The 19,596-nt window shown below is 70.4% G+C and carries 18 protein-coding genes; 3 read left to right on the top strand and 15 right to left on the bottom strand.

What is annotated here, in order from left to right; translation table 11 throughout:
- The first annotated feature begins 51 nt into the window (after positions 1 to 51).
- Positions 52 to 984: a 2,3,4,5-tetrahydropyridine-2,6-dicarboxylate N-succinyltransferase gene (gene dapD / locus R0146_RS09685; RefSeq protein ID WP_317689117.1), complete on the top strand. Its 933-nt coding sequence runs from the start codon at positions 52 to 54 to the stop codon at positions 982 to 984.
- On the top strand, positions 984 to 2,021 hold the full coding sequence (locus R0146_RS09680) for a hypothetical protein (RefSeq protein ID WP_317689115.1): 1,038 nt from the start codon (positions 984 to 986) through the stop codon (positions 2,019 to 2,021). The genes dapD and R0146_RS09680 overlap by 1 nt, the downstream gene beginning before the upstream one ends.
- Positions 2,022 to 2,578: 557 nt before the next feature.
- Here R0146_RS09680 and dapC read toward each other — a convergent pair.
- The gene (gene dapC, locus R0146_RS09675) at positions 2,579 to 3,715 is read right to left on the bottom strand and encodes a succinyldiaminopimelate transaminase (protein ID WP_317692364.1); all 1,137 of its coding nucleotides are present in this window, start codon (positions 3,713 to 3,715) and stop codon (positions 2,579 to 2,581) included.
- Between the two features lie 298 nt (positions 3,716 to 4,013).
- A complete protein-coding gene (gene fdxA / locus R0146_RS09670) occupies positions 4,014 to 4,337 on the bottom strand; it encodes a ferredoxin (protein WP_317689113.1) in 324 nt (107 codons plus the stop codon).
- Positions 4,338 to 4,484: 147 nt separating this feature from the next.
- Between fdxA and R0146_RS09665 the strand changes: the two genes are divergently transcribed.
- A complete protein-coding gene (locus tag R0146_RS09665; protein ID WP_317689111.1) occupies positions 4,485 to 5,117 on the top strand; it encodes a hypothetical protein in 633 nt (210 codons plus the stop codon).
- Here the strand turns inward: R0146_RS09665 and R0146_RS09660 are convergent.
- From R0146_RS09660 to R0146_RS09600, 13 genes are all read right to left on the bottom strand, one after another.
- Positions 5,104 to 6,825, bottom strand: a complete 1,722-nt coding sequence (locus R0146_RS09660) for a VanW family protein (RefSeq protein ID WP_317689110.1) — start codon at positions 6,823 to 6,825, stop codon at positions 5,104 to 5,106. The two genes, R0146_RS09665 and R0146_RS09660, sit on opposite strands and share 14 nt — an antisense overlap.
- 191 nt (positions 6,826 to 7,016) lie before the next feature.
- Positions 7,017 to 7,931, bottom strand: coding sequence for an N-acetyl-1-D-myo-inositol-2-amino-2-deoxy-alpha-D-glucopyranoside deacetylase (mshB, locus tag R0146_RS09655; RefSeq protein WP_317689109.1), 915 nt, complete (start codon positions 7,929 to 7,931; stop codon positions 7,017 to 7,019).
- A 10-nt stretch (positions 7,932 to 7,941) separates the two neighbouring features.
- Positions 7,942 to 8,964 (bottom strand): ABC transporter ATP-binding protein, encoded by a 1,023-nt coding sequence (locus tag R0146_RS09650; protein ID WP_317689108.1) that lies wholly within the window; start codon positions 8,962 to 8,964, stop codon positions 7,942 to 7,944.
- Positions 8,961 to 10,142: an ABC transporter ATP-binding protein gene (locus R0146_RS09645; RefSeq protein ID WP_317689107.1), complete on the bottom strand. Its 1,182-nt coding sequence runs from the start codon at positions 10,140 to 10,142 to the stop codon at positions 8,961 to 8,963. Before R0146_RS09645 ends, R0146_RS09650 begins: the two co-directional genes overlap by 4 nt.
- Before the next feature lie 12 nt (positions 10,143 to 10,154).
- Entirely contained in the window at positions 10,155 to 11,168 is a 1,014-nt protein-coding gene (locus R0146_RS09640; protein WP_317689106.1) for an ABC transporter permease, read from the bottom strand.
- Positions 11,161 to 12,084: an ABC transporter permease gene (locus R0146_RS09635; RefSeq protein WP_317689105.1), complete on the bottom strand. Its 924-nt coding sequence runs from the start codon at positions 12,082 to 12,084 to the stop codon at positions 11,161 to 11,163. The genes R0146_RS09640 and R0146_RS09635 overlap by 8 nt, the downstream gene beginning before the upstream one ends.
- A gap of 185 nt (positions 12,085 to 12,269) precedes the next feature.
- Positions 12,270 to 13,862 (bottom strand): peptide ABC transporter substrate-binding protein, encoded by a 1,593-nt coding sequence (locus R0146_RS09630; protein WP_411567134.1) that lies wholly within the window; start codon positions 13,860 to 13,862, stop codon positions 12,270 to 12,272.
- A gap of 439 nt (positions 13,863 to 14,301) precedes the next feature.
- Positions 14,302 to 15,666, bottom strand: a complete 1,365-nt coding sequence (locus tag R0146_RS09625; RefSeq protein ID WP_317689103.1) for an MFS transporter — start codon at positions 15,664 to 15,666, stop codon at positions 14,302 to 14,304.
- 33 nt (positions 15,667 to 15,699) lie between these two features.
- Entirely contained in the window at positions 15,700 to 16,290 is a 591-nt protein-coding gene (locus R0146_RS09620) for an HAD family hydrolase (RefSeq protein ID WP_317689102.1), read from the bottom strand.
- Positions 16,291 to 16,567: 277 nt separating this feature from the next.
- Complete coding sequence (locus R0146_RS09615) at positions 16,568 to 16,942, bottom strand: phage holin family protein (RefSeq protein WP_317689101.1); 375 nt, start codon at positions 16,940 to 16,942, stop codon at positions 16,568 to 16,570.
- A 93-nt stretch (positions 16,943 to 17,035) separates the two neighbouring features.
- The gene (locus tag R0146_RS09610; protein ID WP_317689100.1) at positions 17,036 to 17,413 is read right to left on the bottom strand and encodes a DUF488 domain-containing protein; all 378 of its coding nucleotides are present in this window, start codon (positions 17,411 to 17,413) and stop codon (positions 17,036 to 17,038) included.
- Positions 17,414 to 17,529: 116 nt separating this feature from the next.
- Complete coding sequence (locus tag R0146_RS09605; RefSeq protein WP_317689099.1) at positions 17,530 to 18,552, bottom strand: DUF2332 domain-containing protein; 1,023 nt, start codon at positions 18,550 to 18,552, stop codon at positions 17,530 to 17,532.
- On the bottom strand, positions 18,553 to 19,563 hold the full coding sequence (locus tag R0146_RS09600; RefSeq protein ID WP_317689098.1) for a magnesium transporter CorA family protein: 1,011 nt from the start codon (positions 19,561 to 19,563) through the stop codon (positions 18,553 to 18,555).
- Positions 19,564 to 19,596: the final 33 nt, after the last annotated feature.

Raw genomic sequence — 19,596 nt, 5'->3', positions numbered from 1 at the left:
GGGGTGCTCGCGGTGCGTGTCGGCTGGGCCCGACTCGGTAGAGTCGGGGCCATGAGTGACACCGCACGTACGGCCCATGGTTGGGGTCTGGCCACCGTCCACGCCTCCGGTCAGGTGCTCGACACCTGGTACCCCGCTCCGGCGCTCGGCGAGCCCGACGGCGCGGGTGCGCCGGCGTCGGTGACCGCCGGCATCGTGACCGACGAGGCCCGTGGCGTCCGCACCGAGGCGGTGCTCACCGTGATCGATCTTGACGCCGCCCCGGCCGACACCGCGGACGCCTACCTGCGGCTGCACCTGCTCAGCCACACCCTGGTGCGGCCCAACACGATCAACCTCGACGGCATCTTCGGGGTGCTGCCGAACGTCGTGTGGACCTCCGCCGGCCCGTGCGCGGTCGAGGACTTCGAGGCCACCCGGGCCCGGCTGCGCGCCCGGCTCGGTCACGTCACGGTCTTCTCCGTCGACAAGTTCCCGCGGATGATCGACTACGTCGTCCCCCGCGGCGTACGCCTCGCCGATGCCGACCGGGCCCGGCTGGGAGCCCACCTGGCCGAGGGCACCACGGTGATGCACGAGGGCTTCGTCAACTTCAACGCCGGCACGCTGGGCCACTCCATGGTGGAGGGCCGGATCTCCCAGGGCGTCGTCGTCGACGACGGCTCCGACATCGGCGGCGGCGCCTCGATCATGGGCACCCTTTCCGGCGGCGGCAAGGAACGCGTGTCGATCGGCAAGGGCTGCCTGCTCGGCGCGAACTCCGGCATCGGCATCTCGCTGGGTGACAACTGCGTGGTCGAGGCCGGGCTGTACGTCACCGCGGGCACCAAGGTCCAGCTGCCCGACGGCGGCACCGCGAAGGCCGCCGAGCTGTCCGGTCAGGACGGCCTGCTGTTCATCCGCAACTCACTCACCGGCGCCGTGCAGGTGCGCTCCCGCGAGGGCCGCACCGTCGAGCTGAACGCGGCACTGCACGCGAACTGATGTCCTCCCCCGGTCAGCCTTACGACCCGGACCGTACGATCCCCGACGTCACGTCCGTGCCCTGGCCCAGTCCCGCGACCGATGACGCCCCCGGCCCGGCCGGCCATTCCGACCCGTCCCACCGGGCCGGGCGGGCGCGGCGGACCGGCCGGGAGCGGCGGACCGGCTGCGGCTGCGGTGTCGCGGCCGGGGTGATGGTGCTCGTCGTCCTGGTCGGGCTGGTCGGCGGCATCGTCTGGCTGCGGGCGAACGAGTACATCCAGCCCACGCCGCTCGAGCCCCGCTGTCGGCTCTCCATCGGGGACGCCACCACCGTGCTGGACCCCGAGCAGGCCCACTACGCCGGCATCATCGTCGGCCGAGCGGTCGCGCGGGGGCTGCCTCCCCGAGCAGGGTCGATCGCGATGGCCACGGCCTACCAGGAGTCCGGCATCCGCAACCTCGACTACGGCGATCGGGACTCGGTCGGGCTGTTCCAGCAGCGTCCCTCGCAGGGCTGGGGCAGTCGGGACCAGATCCTCGACCCGTACTACGCCACCGACGCGTTCTACACCGGCCTGGTCAAGGTCGACGGCTGGCAGACCGGCGACATCACCACCGTGGCCCAGACGGTGCAGCGGTCGGGCCACCCCGAGGCCTACCGCAAGCACGAGCAGAACGCCCGGACGATCGCCAGTGTGCTCTCCGGCCAGACCCCTGCGGGCGTCACCTGCGGCTACCAGTCGCCGTCCGCGGCCGATCCCTCCGGACTGGCGACCTCGATGCGCCGCGCGCTCGGGGTGACCGCGAAGGTGAGCGCGGACGGCACCACGCTGACCGCGACCGGGACGTCGGACGAACAGGCCTGGGCGATCGCCTCCCACGCGGTGGTCAACGCGAACACATCGGGAGTGTCCACGGTGACTCTGGGCGACCGGCAGTGGCAGTGGGCCGCCGGTCAGCTGCCGGAGTGGACCACGGTGACCGCCACCGGCGGCGCGCGCACGGTCACCGTGACCTTCCTGGCCCCGAGCGGCTCGGCAACGCCCCGCGCCTGAGGCACGCTGCTCATCGAGGGCCGATCATGAGGCACTGCTTCTGGTCGTACGAGTCGTGCGTGCCCGACGAAGCTGCGGTGCCCGACGAAGCTGCGGTGCCCGACGAAGCTACGGTGCCCGACGAAGCTACGGTGCCCGACGAAGCCCAGGAACCCCGACCCTCGCAAGGAACCCCGACCTTCTACGGCCGAATAGCGTCGGGGAAGACTTCTACCGTCGGCCAACCCGAGAATGATCGGGGATCCGAGGCACCGCCAGACCCGAAACACCCCCGGCCCCCGCGCGATCCGAGACCACGCCCACGAGCCGAGACCACGCCCGCGAGCCGAGACCACGCCCGCGACCCGAGACCACGCCCACGAGCCGAGACCACGCCCACGAGCCGAGACCACGCCCACGAGCCGAGACCACGCCCGGAACCCAAACAAACGCCAGGGACCCGAGGACGCCAGGGACCCGAGGATGCCAGGGACCCGAGGACGCCAGGAAGAACGAAGCCCGCCCCGGCCGGCCAATCCCGCGGCGGGTCGGGCGCCAGTGTCGGAGTCGTCCGACGCTCAGACAGCAGCGGTGAGCCGGGCCGCCGCAGCGGCGATCCGCTCGTCGGTCGCGGTGAGGGCGATCCGTACGTGCTGGGTGCCTGCGGTGCCGTAGAAGTCGCCCGGAGCCGCCAGGATGCCCAGGGCGGCCAGCCGGTCGAGTGTCGTACGGCTGTCCTCACCGCGGGTCGCCCACAGGTAGAGCGACCCCTCCGAGTGGTCGATCCGGTAGCCGGCGGCCTCCAGGGCGGGGCGCAGCACGGCCCGACGGGCCAGGTAGCGCTCGCGCTGCGCGGCCACGTGGGCATCGTCGCCGAGCAGCGCGGCCATCGCCGCCTGGACCGGTCCGGGCATCATCATCCCGGTGTGCTTGCGCAGCTCCAGCAGGTCCTGCACGATCCCGGCGTCACCGGCGACGAACCCGGCCCGGTAGCCGGCCAGGTTGGATCGCTTGGACAGCGAGTGGCAGGCCAGCAGCCCGGCGTGGTCGTCCCCGCAGACCTCGGGGTGCAGCACCGACCACGGCTCGGCGTCCCAGCCGAACTCGCCGTAGCACTCGTCGGAGGCGAGCACCGCACCGGTCTCCCGGGCGTACCCGACCCAGCCGCGCATGGCGGCGGCGTCGAGGATCTCGCCGGTCGGGTTGGACGGCGAGTTGAGCCAGATCAGCGCCGGCCGGACATCCCCGAGGGTGGCCCGCAGCGAGTCCAGGTCGGTCGCCGGGACCATCCGGGCACCGACCAGCCGGGCGCCCACGGCGTAGGTCGGGTAGGCCACCGCAGGCACCACGATGGTGTCGTCGGGGCCCAGCCCGAGCTGGGTCGGCAGCCAGGCGACCAGTTCCTTGGTGCCGATCACCGGCAGGACTCCCTCGCGGCCCAGCCCCACCGCACCCCAGCGGCGGGTCATCTGGTCGACGATCGCGTCGCGCAGCGCGGCCGTGCCCATCGTCGTCGGGTAGCCATGCGCGTCGGCGGCGTCCGCCAGTGCGCGGCGGGCCAGCTCGGGGGTCGGGTCCACCGGGGTGCCCACCGACAGATCGCAGATCCCGTCCGGGTGGGCCGCGGCGGTCGCCCGGGCTCCGGCGATGGTGTCCCAGGGGAAGTCCGGCAGCACGTCGGCGACGCGGCGCCGGCCCGTCCGTCCCGTCGGCATCGTGGTGCGCGCAGGGCTCGGTCGGGAGGTCATGTCAGGTCGGTCCTCAGGGTCAGGGCGTCCGCGGGGCGTACGTCGGCAGTCGGCTACCGCCCGATCATACGACGGTGCCGCCACCGTCCCGTGCGGCCGCTGTTTCCGGCCGATCCGGTCCCCCGCGGCCGCTGTCTCCGGCTGGACCTGCCCCTGCTGCTGATTCCTGCCGGCCTGCTCCTGCGACCTGCTCCGGCCGCACGCCCGCCGAGACGACGCGGGCGTACGCCCCCAGGAGGAGGCGTACGCCCGTACGAGCCGCCGGTCAGTCCTTGTTCTGCGGCGGCAGCGCGGTGACCGCGGGGTGGTCCTTTGCCAGCGGGCCGAGCTTGGCGGCGCCGCCGGGCATCCCGAGCCCGTCGAAGAAGTGGACGTTGACGTCGTAGTAGTCCTTCCACTCCTCGGGCAGGTCGTCCTCGTAGAAGATCGCCTCGACCGGGCAGACGGGCTCGCAGGCGCCGCAGTCCACGCACTCCTCAGGGTGGATGTACAGCATGCGATCGCCCTCGTAGATGCAATCGACCGGACACTCGTCGACGCAGGCACGGTCCTTCACGTCGACACAGGGCTGCGCGATGATGTACGTCACAATGAGCTCCTCTATTTCACAGTGCCCGAGGGGCACGATGGTAGTGACGGGCCTGGGACACCGCCCAGCCTCGCCGGTCGGTCGACCCAACCGCCCGTCACGCTGACTTTAGTATTGCGCGTCACCGCCGGACGAGAGGAGTGTGTCATGGGTGACCTGCCGGTCCCCGGGCAGCGCATCGCGCTGCGCTGGCACGACGATCGAGGACCACGCGAACTGATCGGCTACGTGCACCGGATGGACCCCGAGGGCCTGACACTTCTCGACCGCACCCTCACGCCCCGACTGCTCGGCTGGCCGAGCCTCGAGTCCTGGCGCGGAGTGCCGCAGGTGCCGCGCGGCCGCGACCCGCAGGCGGCCGACCGGGTGCTGCTCGACAGGATGGCGATCGACCGGCGACTGGGCGCTGACGACCCCGATCCCCACCCCGGCGCCGACGACCCCGACCCCGACGGTGGAGACGCTGCCGACCGCGGGTCGGGAGAGCTGTGCCAGGTGGCGCGGCTCGGCGACCTGCTGGGCGGCGACGTCCCGACGCAGCGGCCGGAGGCATACGACACCGGCGACGGCACGGCCGCCTGTGCGCTCGGCACCGCTGTGGGCCGCGCCATCGTCGTCGGTGAGTGGGCGACTGTCCGACTGGCCGACGGCGATCGGGCCGAGCAGGTCGTCACCGCACTGGCCCGCTGGGCGGCCTACCGGGACGCCCGCAACGTCCAGGTGCGCGGCTGTGACCGGCTCCTGCCGGGGTTCACCGCGTACGGACTCAGGAGCAGGTGATCGCGTCGCCGGTGGAGTACTTCCAGGTGTAGTTCTGCCGTTTCACCTCCACGCCGTCCTTGATGAAGGCGCGGTAGTAGCTCGCGGTGAAACCCGGGAAGGCCGGCTGGGCACTGCAGTCCGGACCACTCATCGTCTTGCTGCCCGGGGTGGTGAAGCCGGACTTCACCGGGTCCGAGGTGATCACCTTGTCGTACGGCGAGTCGCCCCACAGCTTCACCGTCAGCGACCCCTGGCTCCCGGGGGTGGAGGCCACCCGATGCGCCTCGATCACCACCACATGGTCGGTGTCGTTGCGGAACCGCAGATCGAGGGAGCCGTAGTAGACCGTCGCCTCCCGGCCGGCCGGATAACGGTCGAAGTACAGGGTGTGCGGATGATGCTCGACGTCCTCCAGGCCCGCCGCGAAGGCAGCGTTGAAGATCGTCGTGGCGCTCTGCGAGACGCCACCGCCGACCTCCTTGACCTCACGGTCGCCCTGGATCACCCAGCCGTCGGCGAAGCCCGAGGCGGCGTCCCGTCGTCCGACGACGTCGTTGAGGGAGAACGTCTCGCCGGGCAGCACCACGTACCCGTTGATCTTGCTGGCCACCAGGCCGAGGTTGGTGTTGCGGTAGTCGGCGTGCGGGAAGTACGTCGTGAACTGCCCGATGACACCGGCCACGTCGGCCTTCTGGGCATCCTCGGTGGTGAACGCCGCCGGCACCGAGCCGACGGTCACCGAGGCCCGACGCTGGTCGCCCTGCGCCGTCAACACCGGCTGGAGCACCTTGACGAGCTCGTCGCGGGGGACGCCCCGCCCGTCCTTGGACGGCACGATGGTCGGTTTGCCCGCGCCGAGCTGCCAGGTCGCGTCCTGCCCCTCCTGGACGCCCTTGAGCTGCTTGACCGCCGGCTTGGTGGCGGTCTCCAGGCGCTTGGCGTCGAGCCGCGGAGCCAACGTGCCGTCCTGCACCACGAACGACGTCGAGGAGGCGATCATCGCCGGGGTCACCTGGAAGCTGCCCGCGTCTCCGGCGTTGACGGTCACCGGCCCGGACACCGCCGGATCCGCCCAGTCGCGGCGGACCTGCTCCGCCTCCTCAGTGCTCACCTCGGGCTCGGGTGCCTCGGCGTCGAGCGTGGCGGCGTTCGACACCGGGAAGGCGGAGACCAGGGCACGCTCGACGGCGGCCGGGGAGATCGTCCGACCGGGCACGCCGGGCTCGATCTGGGGCTGGGCGTTGTCGTCGTACGTCAGGGTCGCGTTGCGGGGATCGGCCTTGCCGTCGTCGGAGACCTGCGTGGTCGTCCGGTCCATCGCGGCCCGGTCGATCGCCGGCACCGGAGCGGTCTCTCCGCCGCCGGTCAGCGCCTTCCAGATGTGGCCCGGCGCCCAGCTCCGGCCCGCCCCGGCGGCGGCGACGGAAGCGGGCGCGTCGACGGACAGGCCCGCGTCGGCCGGGACGACCGCGACCGAGAAGTCACCGACGGACAACGTCACCGGCGCCGTGGCCCGCGGCCCCAGCGCGTCCTCCAGCGTGCGAGCTGCCTGGTCGGGGCTCTGGCCGCCGATCGCCACCCCGGCGACGGTCGCCGACCGCGGGACGGCGTCGCCCGCGATGGCGTACGTCGCCAGGTAGGTCGCCCCCAGCAGGGCGACGACACCTCCGGCGGCAATCGCGGTGATCCGCACTCGACGGTCTCTCACGCTCGGATCGATGGACATGCGCGGGGAGTTCCTCTCGGACGACTCTGGACTGCCACATCGTAGGTGAGGCTGTGCTTCGTCACAGCCTCAGGGCCGGCCCACAGCCCACTTGTGACCCAGTCGCAACGAATCCGGATCCCAACGAATTCGGATCCAACGAATCCGAGTCGCGACGATCAGGCCCCACGGATCCGGGCTCTGCCGATCGGTCAGAGGCCGGCGAAGACGTCGTCGGCCCACCCTCCGGCGGGCAGTGGCTCACCGCCGGCGAACCGGTAGTGCTCCCGGCCCCAGAACTCCAGGGCGATGTCCTCGGGCAGGCTCAGGAAGCCCTCGTCGGCGCGCAGTTGGCTGCGGTAGGCGCGCAGGGCCGCGAGCTTGGCTCCCGCCTGCGCGCGGGCGTCGATCTCGACGGCGATCTCGTCGTCACTGCTGAGCATCGGCGAGGACGGATCCGTGGGCATGCCGTCGAGCACCTCGGCGAGGCCTCGGGCGTCGAGCGTGGCGATGCCGCGGGCGATCTGGGAACTGCTCATCGCCGTCCACAGCAGCCGTCGGACCTGCCAGGGTGCGCCCAGGTCGGGGCGGTAGCTGGGCACCGCCGCCAGGGCCGTGGCGTACGTCGCCACCCGGTGAGCCTTGACGTGGTCGGGGTGGCCGTAGCCACCGAACTGATCGTAGGTGATCAGCACCTGCGGGCGGCGATCCCGGATCAGCGGCACCAGCTCGTCGGCGGCCTCCAGGAGGTCGGCGGCGTGGAAGGAACGTTCGTCGGTGGTGTCGGCCACGGTCGCCGTCCCGTCGGGGGCCCAGGCCATCCCGGAGTCCCGGAATCGGTGGTCGCCGCCGAGCCGGACGAAGTCGGTCACTCCGAGCGCGGCCATCGCCTCGCCCAGTTCGCCGAGCCGCTGCCGGCCGAGGGCATCGGGCCCCCCGTCGGCGAGGTGGGCGAGATCGTCGCTGACGATCTCGCCCGCCTCCCCGAGGGTGCAGGTCACCAGGGTCACCGCCACCCCGTCGGCGGCGTACGACGCCATCGTCGCGCCCGTCATCAGCGCCTCATCGTCGGGATGGGCGTGGACGAGCATCAGTCGGCGGTCAGCGGCAGGCGTGGTGGAAGTCACGCCCGCCAGCCTAGGCGTCCACCAACCGCCGGGCGAAGTGGCAGGCGCTGGGGTGCCGGCCGGTCTCGTCGTCGTGCAGGTCCAGCGGCGGTTCCTCGGTGCTGCAACGCTCCAGGAACTCCGGGTGCGCCTGGACCAGCGGGCACCGGGTGTGGAACCGGCAGCCGCTCGGCGGGTTGGCCGGCGAGGGCACGTCGCCGGTGAGCAGGATCGGCTGCTTCGTCTCCCGGGCCGACGGGTCCGGCACCGGCACGGCCGACAGCAGCGCCTGGGTGTACGGATGGGTCGGCCGCTCGTAGATCTGGTGCTCGTCGCCCAGTTCCACCACCTTGCCGAGGTACATCACGGCGACCCGGTCCGAGATGTGGCGCACCACCGAGAGATCGTGGGCGATGAACACGTACGCCAGACCCAGCTCGCGTTGCAGGTCCTGGAGCAGGTTGACCACCTGGGCCTGCACCGACACGTCGAGGGCGGACACCGGCTCGTCGCAGACGATCACCTTCGGGTTGACCGCGAGGCCCCGGGCGATGCCGATCCGCTGGCGTTGCCCGCCGGAGAACTGGTGCGGGTAGCGGTTGATGTGCTCGGGGTTGAGCCCGACCAGATCGAGCAGTTCCTGGACGCGTCGGCGCCGACCGCCCTTCGGGGTGACCTCCGGATGGATCTCCAGCGGCTCGCCGATGATGTCGCCGACCGTCATCCGCGGGTTCAGCGAGGTGTACGGGTCCTGGAAGATGATCTGGATGTCGCGGCGGGCACGGCGCAGCGCGTCGGCGGACAGCGAGAACATGTCGCGGCCCTCGAACCACACCTTCCCCTCGGTCGGCTGCTCGAGCTGGACCAGCAGACGACCGAGGGTCGACTTGCCACACCCCGACTCCCCCACCACGCCGAGCGTCTCGCCCGGGAACAGCTCGAAGGAGACTCCGTCGACCGCTTTGACGTCGCCGACCCGGCGGCGGGTGACACCCCTGCGGATCGGGTAGTACTTCTTCAGTCCCTCGGCCCTCAGGATCGGTTCGGCGCTCATCGGGTGCCCCCTTCGGTGCGCTGGTCGGCCTCGAGCAGGCCCTGGCCGAGCACGTGGTCGTAGTGGTGACAGGCGACCCGCCGTCCGGCGGCGACCTCGAGCAGCTCCGGCGGCTGGCCGACCCGGCAGATGTCGGTGGCGAACCGGCAGCGCGGGTTGAACGGGCAACCGGCCGGGATCCGGGTGAGGTTCGGTGGCAGGCCGCCGATGGCGGTGAGCCGTTCGCCCTGCTGGTCGAGGCGCGGGATCGACTCCAGCAGACCCAGGGTGTACGGGTGGGCCGGATCGCGGTACAGGTTGAAGACGTCGGCCTTCTCGACCAGCCGGCCGGCGTACATCACCGCGATCCGGTCGGCCACGTCGGCGACCACGCCGAGGTCGTGGGTGATCAGGATCAGCCCCATGTGCGACTCGGCCTGCAGTTCCTTCAGCAAGTCCATGATCTGGGCCTGCACGGTGACGTCCAGGGCGGTGGTGGGCTCGTCGGCGATCAGGACGTGCGGGTCCAGCGCGATCGCCATCGCGATCATGATGCGCTGGCGCATGCCGCCGGAGAACTGGTGCGGATAGTTCTGCACCCGCTCCCGGGCCGCCGGGATGCGGACCCGCTCCATCAACCGGACGGCCTGGTCCTCGGCGTCGCGACGGTTTATCCCGCGGTGCACGCGGAACATCTCGGCGATCTGCCACCCGACGGTGAAGACCGGGTTCAGCGAGCTCAGCGCGTCCTGGAAGATCATCGAGATCTCGGCACCACGGACGGTCTGCATCACCTTCTCGTCGAGGGTGAGCAGGTCGGTGCCGCAGTACTTCACCGCACCGCCGGTGACGAAGGCCGGCGGTGAGTCGAGGATGCCCATCACCGCCTGGGCGGTGACCGACTTGCCCGACCCGGACTCGCCGAGCACGGCCAGCGTCTCGTCCTGGTGCAGATCGAAGCTCACCCCGTTGATGGCCCGGGCGATGCCGTCACGGGTGCGGAACTCGACGTGCAGGTCCTCGACCTGCAGCAACGTACGGTCCACCGGGGTCCAGGCCCGGGTGAGGCGCTGTCGGCGCCGGGCGGCGCGGGTGCCGGGCGTGGTCGGCACGGCCGCGGCCGCAGGCCCGGCCGGCAGCGTGGGAGCAGGGGAAGTGACGGGGGTGGCCGGCGTGGCCGGGGGGTTCGTGGTGGTCATGGCTCGCTCCTCTCAGCGCAGCTTCGGGTCGAGGGCGTCACGGACGACTTCGCCGAGCAGGATGAACGCCAGCACGGTGACGGACAGGAACAGGGACGGGAAGAGCAGCATGTGCGGGGTCGACCGGACCAGCCCGATCCCCGAGGCGTCGGAGATCGCCACACCCCAGGAGATGGCCGGCGGTGCCAGGCCGATGCCGAGGAAGGACAGCGTCGCCTCCAGCGCGATGTACATGCCCAGGTTGATCGTCGCCACGGCGATCACCGGGGCGATGGCGTTGGGCAGGATGTGGGAGAAGACGATCCGCCCCGGCTTCGCACCGAGTGCCCGAGCGGCCTGGACAAAGTCGTGCGGTTTGACCTGCAGCACCGAGGAGCGCATCAGCCGGGCGATGTTCGGCCAGCCGAGGATACCCAGCGCCAGGACGACCTTGGCGACCATCACCAGGTAGGGCGTGTCCAGAGTGTTGGGGAAGGTGTAGAGGGCGAGGATGCCGCCCAGCAGCAGCGGGATGGCGAAGAAGACGTCGCCCAGCCGGGACAGGATGATGTCCCACCAGCCGCCGAAGTAGCCGGCGAAGATGCCGATCACGGCACCGATCAGGGTGGTCGCGAGGGTGGCCCCCAGACCGACCAGGATCGAGGAACGAGCACCCCAGATGGTCCGCGCATAGACGTCGTAGCCCTGGGCGTCGAACCCGAACCAGGCCCGGGCCGACGGCGCCTGCCGCGCCTTGGACAGGTCGGCGTACTGCGGGTCCGGCTGTGGGCTGAAGAAGGTGAACAGCTGCGGCACGATCGCCATCAGCACCACCAACAGGATCAGCGCCGCAGAGATCCAGAACAGCGGCCGACTGCGCATCTCGTACCAGGCGTCGGACCACAACGACCGCGCCTGGCCGAGGTCGGCGTCGCCCGCCGAGGGGATGATCGCGTCCTCCAGCACGGCCACCCGGTCCTGCGGGGCGAAGGCGGACCGGCGGTCGTCCTCCAGCTCGGTCGCGGCCAGGTCCTGACGGTCATTCATGGCTGATCCTCGGGTCGAGCGCGCCGTACAGCAGATCGACGAGCAGGTTCATGAGCAGGTAGACGAAGACCAGCATCACCACCGCGCCGACCACCGACACGCCGTCACGCTGGGAGATGGAGCGGAAGATGAAGCTACCGATCCCGTTGATGTTGAAGATCCGCTCGGTGACGATCGCGCCGCCCATCAAGGCGCCGAAGTCGGCGCCGATGTAGGTGACGACCGGGATCAGGGAGTTGCGCAGGGTGTGCAGACCGATCGACCGGCCGCGTCCCAGGCCCTTCGCCTTCGCGGTGCGTACGTAATCCGCCCGCAGGTTCTCGACCAGGTTGGTCCGGGTCAGCCGGGCGACGTACGCCACCGAGACCGATCCGAGCACCAGACCCGGCAACAGCAACTGCCACCACGTTCCGGAGGTCGAGGTCACCGGGAAGATCCCCAGCTTGATGCCGAAGATCAGCTGGGCGAGAGCGCCGATGACGAAGATGGGGACCGAGATGATCAGCAGGCTGCCGATCGTCACCACGGTGTCCGGCCACCGCCCACGTCTCATCCCGGCCCAGACCCCGGCGCCGATGCCGACGACGATCTCGAACAGGATCGCGATGACGGCCAGCCGCAGGGTGGTCGGGAACCGGACCGCGAGCTCGTGGAGCACCGAGTTGCCGTAGAAGTTGGTGCCCAGGTCACCGCGGACCAGCTTGCCGACGTAGTAGCCGTACTGGACCAGGACCGGCTTGTCCAGGTGGTAGTCCTGGGTGAACTTCGCGACGTACGCCTCCGGGCAGGCCCGCTCGCCACAACGCCCGGCGACCGGGTCGCCGGGCAGTGCGAAGACCATCAGGAAGATCAGGAACGTCGACCCGATCAGCACCGGAATCATCTGCAACAACCTGCGGACGATGTAGGTACCCATGCTTGCTCCTCTCGAACCGGGCGGAATCCCCGGCGTACGCGCAGATCCGCGGCGTACGCCACCGTGTCCCCACCCACACCGCGGCCCGGATCGGGCCGCGGTCGGATGGTGCACGCACCGGCCCGCCGGGTGTGGTCCCGGCGGGCCGATGCGTCACGGGTCAGGGAATCACCGTGGACCCGGCGTCACTTCTTCTGGATAGCCGAGTAGACGATCACGCCGAACGGGTCGACCTTGACGTTGGTCACGTTCGTCGACCAGATCACCGGACGGGTGGTGGACCACAGCGGCACGGTCGGCAGGTCCTTCACGAGCACCTGCTCGGCCTCCTGCCACTTCGCGTTCGCCTCGGTCGAGGTCTTCGCGGTGTTCCCCGCCTTCAACAGGCCGTCGAACTCCGCACTGGAGTAGTTGAAGTAGTTCGACGAGGCGCCGGTCTGGTAGATCGGGGTGAGGAAGTCCTCGATGGACGGGTAATCCATCTGCCACCCGTAGCGGAACATGCCCTTGAGCTCGCGGTTCTCCATCTGGTCGAGCAGGGTCTTGAAGTCCGGCGTCACGATCACCTGGCAGTCCAGGCCGAGGGTGTTCTTGATCGAGTTGCACGTCGCGTCGGCCCACGGCTTGTGGCCGCCGTCACCGTTCACCGCCAGGGTGAGGGTGCCCTGGTAGCCGCCGGACTGCTGGTAGAGCGCCTTGGCCTGGTCCGGGTTGTAGGTGCAGGTGTCACCGCAGGCACCGGCCTTGTAGCCGTCGACCGTCGGCGCGACCCAGGAGTCGGACGGGGCGCGGGTGCCGAGGAAGACCTGCTTGGTGATCTCCGGCCGGTTGATCGCCATCGAGATCGCCTTGCGCAGCGTCGGGTTCTTCAACTGCTCGTCCACCGGGGAGAAGGCGGCCACCTGGATGACGCCTTCCTTGGCCGTCAGGTTGCGGTCAGCCGCATCGCTCTTCCACTGGTCGTTGACCAGCATGCCGGTCGGCACCTCGTCGGTGGCGTCCAGGTTGTTGGCCACCACGTCGGCGTACGCCGCATCGGTCGACTGGTAGATCCGGTAGGTGATCTTGTCGGTGTGGCCGGGCCACTGGCCCTTGTAGGCGGGATCCTTCTCCACCACGATGTTCGAGGCGTCCTGGGAGACGAACTTGTACGGGCCGGCGCCGATCGGCTTGGCCTCGTACGCCTTGGGATCCTTGAAGAAGGAATCCGGCAGCGGCGCGAAGGCGTCGTAGCCGAGCCGCAGCGCGAGGTTCGAGACCGGCTCGGTCGTCTTGATGGTGAACGTGTAGTCGTCGACCACAGCGAGGCCCGACATCTTGTCCGCGGCCGGCTTCTGGGTCGCGCACTTCGTGTCGGTCGTCGGGCACTGGAGATCGTCGAAGCCCTGGATCGGCTCGAAGAAGCTGCTGCCGTTCAGTCCGTTGGGGGCGTACGCGTCGTAGTTCCAGGCATCGACGAAGTTGTGGGCCTTCACCGGGGTGCCGTCGTGGAAGGTGCGGTCCTGCTTCAGCTTGACGGTGAAGGTCTGGTTGTCGGTGGTCTCGATCGACTGGGCCAGGTCCATCTCGGGCGCTGCGGTGTCGACGTTGTAGTGCACCAGCTGGGATGACAGGGTGGTCAGCACGTAGTGGCCACAGGTCTCGGTGGTGTTGGCCGGCACCAGCGGGTTCTGCGGGGTGCACCCGCGGACCGTGATCTCACCCCCCGTGCCGCCGGCGGCTGAACTGGTGCCACCGCCACCGCTGCACGCGGCCGCCAGCATGGATACGACGGCCACTGTTGCGAGTGTGGCCACACGAACTTTTCGACGCATGAACTTCCTCCTAGGTTCGGCGCCCCCTTTGGCACCGAGTCCGCGCACCCGGACGGTCGGTCGGGTGTCCTGCACTGCCTCGTCCGGCAGCTCTCTCCACGACCTCCGGACGGTACGAAGGTTGTACGTGGACTGTAGTACACGGCACGGACCCTCGGGCTGCAGCGGACGTTACCGGGACGATCGCCCCACGTCGAGATGATTGTCTCCTACGTCACATCTTGTTACCCGATTGGCACAGAAACCTTCACGGGATGTGGCTTTTCGGGGCCACCAGCGGCTTCCTCGCACGAAGGACAGCGAACGTACGTCGGCCTGTGGTCGCGCCTCGGCCGTTCCGGCCTCCGACACCGCGCCCCGCCGGCCGGCCCGATCGGCTCCCACCGACCCCGGACGACGCACCTCAGAGCAGGGTCCGCCCGCGCTGCTCGGGCAACGTGACCGCCGCGACCGCGCCGATCAGGAAGGCCACCCCGAACACCGCGAAGGTCAGCACGAAGCCGTACGGTTCCCCACCCCAGCGGAGGAACACCGGCACCGACAGCGGAGCCAGGATCGAGGCGATCCGCCCGAACGCGGCCGCCGCCCCGGTGCCGGTCCCGCGCAGCCGGGTGGGATAGAGCTCCGGGCCGATGGCGTAGAGCGCACCCCAGGCGCCCAGGTTGAAGAACGACAGCATGGCACCGGCGCCGAGCACCGCCCCGACGGCCGGCCGAGCGCCGACCGACACCAGCCCGAAGGTCACCGCCGCGACGGCGGAACCGAGCAGGAAGACCGCGAGGGTGATCCGCCGTCCCCACCGTTCGATCAACCAGGCCGCGGCGAGGTAGCCGGGCAGCTGGGCCAGGGTGATCAACAGGGTGTACTCGAAGGACCGGGTGAGGGTGAAACCACGGCCGAGCAGGAGGGTGGGCAGCCAGGTGAAGGCGCCGTAGTACGACAGGTTGATGGTGAACCACACCACCCACAACGCCGCCGTCCGCCCGGCCAGCGGCCGGGTCCAGATCGACCCGGCCCGGATGTCGTCGACATCGGCCGGCAGCTCCCGTGGCGCCCGGACGCCGCGCAGCATCGGCGGTGACATCTCGAACCGTCGGACCGCCTGCTCGGCTTCTGCCGTACGGCCACGCTGCTCCAGGAAGCGCACGGACTCAGGCAGGCCCCAGCGGACCACCAGTGCGTAGACGGTCGGCACGATGCCGACGGTGAGCGCCCAGCGCCATCCGCCGGGGAAGGCCGGGATGATGAAGTAGCCGACCAGTGCGGCGAGGATCCATCCGATCGCCCAGAACGCCTCGAGGAACACCACCATCCGGCCACGGATCCGGCGGGGCGCGTACTCACTGACCAGAGTCGAGGCGACCGGGAGTTCCGCACCGAGCCCCAGCCCGACGACGAACCGGAAGGCGACCAGCGCAGCCACCGACCAGGACAGCGCGGCGGCCCCGGTCGCCACACCGTAGACCAGCAGGGTCAGGGCGAACACCTGCCGCCGGCCGTACCTGTCGGCGAGCAGACCGCCGAGGGCCGCGCCGATCGTCATGCCGACGAAGCCGATCGACCCGATCACCGACAGGGTGGTGGCGCCGAGGTGCCATTCGACGGCGAGGGCCGCCATCACGAACGAGATCAGGCCGACGTCCATCGCATCGAGGGCCCAGCCGACGCCCGAGCCGATCAGCAGCCGGTGGTGCTGTCGGGTGTAGGGCAGCCGGTCGAGGCGCTCGGCCCGGGACGGCGCCACTCCGCCGGTGTCCGCTCCAGTCATGGTGCCGAGTGTCCCATGTCGTACGCCGCGGGGTCAGCCGACGAGGAGTGGCTCCAGATCGGCGCGCAACTGCTCGGGGTTGCGGAACCGTACGGCCTGCATCCCCGTGCTACGGGCACCTTCACAGTTGACCGGCCGGTCGTCGATCATGATCACCGACTCGGGAGCGACGTCGAGTTCCTCGCACGCCGCACGGTAGGCCGCAGGATCGGGCTTGGCGAGGTGGATCCGGCAGCTGTAGAGGCGGGCCTGCATCGTGGACAGCTCCGGCAGGTCGTCGATGGCGTCCGCGATCGACACCGGGGCGTTGGAGAACAGCGCCGTGGGGATCCCCCGCTCCACGAGGTCGGCGTGCAGCGCCACGACCGCCTCGGAGAGGTGCAGCCAGCTGTCGATGTCGCGCTGGGCCAGCTCCTCGATGGTCTCCTCGGCCAGGCCGCGGCCGGCGATGGCGTGCCAGTACTCCCCCGCGGTCAGGTCGCCCTTGTCGTACGCCTGGCGCTTCGCCCAGTAGCGATGGTTGAACGCCTCGAGCTCGACACCGGCGACGGCGGCCATCCGGACCCGATCGCGGGGCGTCTGGGGCAGTCCGAGGACCTCCCCGAAGTCGAACAGCACGAGCACGACGCCGCCACCTTCCTACGAGCGGGCACCCACGCGGGCACCGGCCGGTCACTCGACCGGCAGGACCGACCCTAGCGGCGTCCCCGCTCCCGTGACCACTCGGTGTCCGTCCTGAGCCATCCGGTGAGCAACAGCCAGTGGTGCCGACAGGCGGCGTCCGGGTCTAGGGATAGCCCGCCGCGGTAGGCACACCAGCCGGTCATCGACTCCCTCGGCCGATCGGCGGCGATCCGGTGCGGCCGGGCCGTCGGGTGCCGCCCCCCGGCGCAGCGATGGCTCATGCCCGCTCCCGGCGCCACGGGGAGGCACCGAGCAGGAAGCTGACGATCGAGATCACCAGGGCCCCCCAGAAGGCCGGCACGAAGCCGTCGACGTGCCAGCCCAGACCGACCAGTCCGGCCAGCCAGGACGTGAGCATCAGCATCAGCGCGTTGACGACGAGCAGGAACAGTCCGAAGGTCACCACCACCAGGCAACCGGTGAGGGTCGCGAGGATGGGCTTGACGACCGTGTTCACCGCGCCCAGCAACAGCGCGACGAGGCCCACAGTGAGCACGATGCCGGTCGTGTCGGGTGCGGTCACGGTGATGCCCGCCACCAGATAGGTAGCGGCCGCGACGGCGAGGGAGTTCACCAACCAGCGCCAGATCATGCCCCCATCATTCCCGCCGGGCACCGATTTCGCACTCAGGGGACACCCGGGAGGATCCCCCAAGCCCTTTGGTCAGGTCGGGTCGCCCTTTGGTCAGGTCGGGTCGGCAGGTCGATCCGACGCGGCCTCGACCAGCCAGTCGCGCAACACCACGGCGTGGTTGACGACCGGATCCTTCGCGGCGTAGAGCAGGGTCACCCGTCCCAGGGAACTCCACTGCGCCACCCGTCCGGCGGCCTCCGGCCGGGCGTCCAGCTCGCCGCGGTAGCGAGCGGAGAACTCCTCCAGCCGGTCCGCCCGGTGGTCGAACCAGATCCGCAGCTCCGGGGACGGGGCGAGGTCCTTGGCCCAGTCGTCCAACGCCGCGCGTTCCTTCGCGATGCCCCGCGGCCAGAGCCGGTCGACGAGCACCCGCAGGCCGTCGGTGGCCTCCGGATCGTCGTGGATGCGTTTCACCACGTACTCGGTCATGCCTCCAGTGTGACCCCGCACACCGCCCGCCGGGCAGACCCGAGGACGGGCTGGCCAGGATCCGCCGGATGCCGGCGGCACCCGCGCCGGGCGGTGCCTCCTCGGGACGCCGATGCTCAGAGCCAGTCGATCCAGCCGCCGTGCTGGCCCACCCGGGCCAACGGTCGACCGTCGAGGGCGAGCACGAAACAGGGCGGCCCGTCGTACGTCCCGGAGGCCAGCCGGTCACGGACCTCGGGCACCACCCGCTCCCCCTCACAGGAGATCCAGCGCGCCCCGAGTCCACCGACCAGTGCTCCGAAGCGGGCCCGACGGTCACGGGACACGTACGACAGGGTGGCGGTGTGCATCACCACCACGGTGTCCGCATGCCTGCGGGCCTCGGCGACCACGTCGGGCAGGGCCTCCAGGGCGTCGCCGGTCACCACCGGCACCGGCGGCCGACCCGTGGCGGCGCCGAGGGCGGTGGCCGTCGCGAGCGCGGCGGCGAGGCGGTCCTCGCGCTCCGCCTGTCCTGGCCAGATCAGCGCCCGCAGCCAGGCGGCGACCTCCGGGTCGGTGGGGTCGAGCGGAGCGGTGTCGATCCCGCACCGCCAGGCGATGGCCGGCGAGGCGTACGTCACCTGCTCCGGGGTGGCCCCGCTGATCCGGCACGGGATCACCGGTGTGCCCGCCCCCAGCGTCAGCTCGGGCCGATCGTCGAAGCGGTAGCGATAGGCGTACGCGTCGGGCAGCAGGCACAGACCGGCCGAGGATCCCACCTCGACCAGGGCGATCGGCCCGGACTCCGCGGCCAGCCCGGCGAGCAGCGGCAGGTGGACGGCACACCGGCCGACCTCGTTGGTCTGGGTGGAGTGGGTGAGGATCGTCCGCTGCACCGCGTCCCAATGGTGGGCGATCCAGCCCTCGAGTGCAGGACCCGGGGTCAGCGGCGCGTCGAGTCGGCGCAGCGCAGCCAGGAACAGCTGCGGCTGGCGCTTCATGCCGGGCAGCCCGGCAAGACGGTCGGCGATCGACGCGGTCCGAGCGACCCACTCCGAGACCGCCTGCCAGGTCGGCGACGTGGCGGCCGCCTCGGCGGCGAACCAGCGGTAGATCTCGGCGATGTCGCCGTCCGCGTAGAAGTGTCCGCGACTCATCTACACCCAGTCGTTGAGCCGGAAGAGCAGATACAGCCCGACAGAGGACACCAGGATCAGCCCCACACTGAGCCCGACGCCCCACGGCTGGTTGAACCCCCAGTAGGGGACGTTCTGGCCGAACCAGCCGGTGATCGCCGTCGGGACGGCGATGATCGCGGCCCAACCGGCGAGCTTCTTCATGATCTGGTTGAGCCGCGAGTCCTGCAGGGACAGGTGGGTCTCGAACATCGTCGCCACCATGTCACGGAGCGACTCGGTCCATTCGGCGGCGCGCAGCACATGGTCGTAGAGGTCGTCGTACCAGGAGTCGAGCTCGGGGTGGTCGCCGGTGCGGTGGCGCAGCACCCCGTTCACCACCTCACGCATCGGCAGGACGACGCGGCGCAGGTCGACAAGGTCCTTGCGCAGCCCGTAGAGCTGCCGGATGAAGCCGGCGTTCGGGTGGCTCGCGCCGAACAGGACGTCCTCCAGCTGCTCGGTCTCGTCGTCGAGCGCCTGGATGGTGTCGAAATGTCCGTCGACGACCACGTCGAGCAGGCCGTGCACGAGCGCTCCGGCGCCGTACTGCATCAGGTCCACGTCCTCGCGCCAGCTCTGCTCCGCCCGTGCCATGTCGAAGCCGTCGTCGAGGCGGATCGTCACCAGGGCGTGCGGCGTCATGATGCCGGAGACCCTGCTGAACTCCATCCGACCCTTCGTCGGGTCGAGATGGTCGTGCGGCTTCAGGCGCGTCGCGTACACGGTGAAGAAGAGGTAGTCCTCATGCCGTGACACCTTGGGACGCTCGAACGGTGCCAAGGCATCCTCGACGGCCGTCGAGGGCAGGCCGAGCTCGTGGACCAGCACCGCGAGTTCGCCGACGTCCGGGCGCAACAGGTCGATCCAGACGAGGTTGTCGGGGTCGCGGATCTCCGCGGCCACCTCATCGGGGCGTACGTCGTCGTCGACGACCACGCCGCCCCGCCAGGTCCGGCTGGCGGCGATGCAGTTGATCTCGATATCCCTCACCCCCTCACCCTCCGCAGCAAGTCTCCTGGGTCG

It is taken from the genome of Raineyella sp. LH-20, assembly GCF_033110965.1.
GTDB lineage: Bacteria > Actinomycetota > Actinomycetes > Propionibacteriales > Propionibacteriaceae > Raineyella.
The sequence above is the reverse complement of the archived record's forward strand: the minus strand, read 5'-3'. Positions and strand labels throughout refer to the sequence as shown.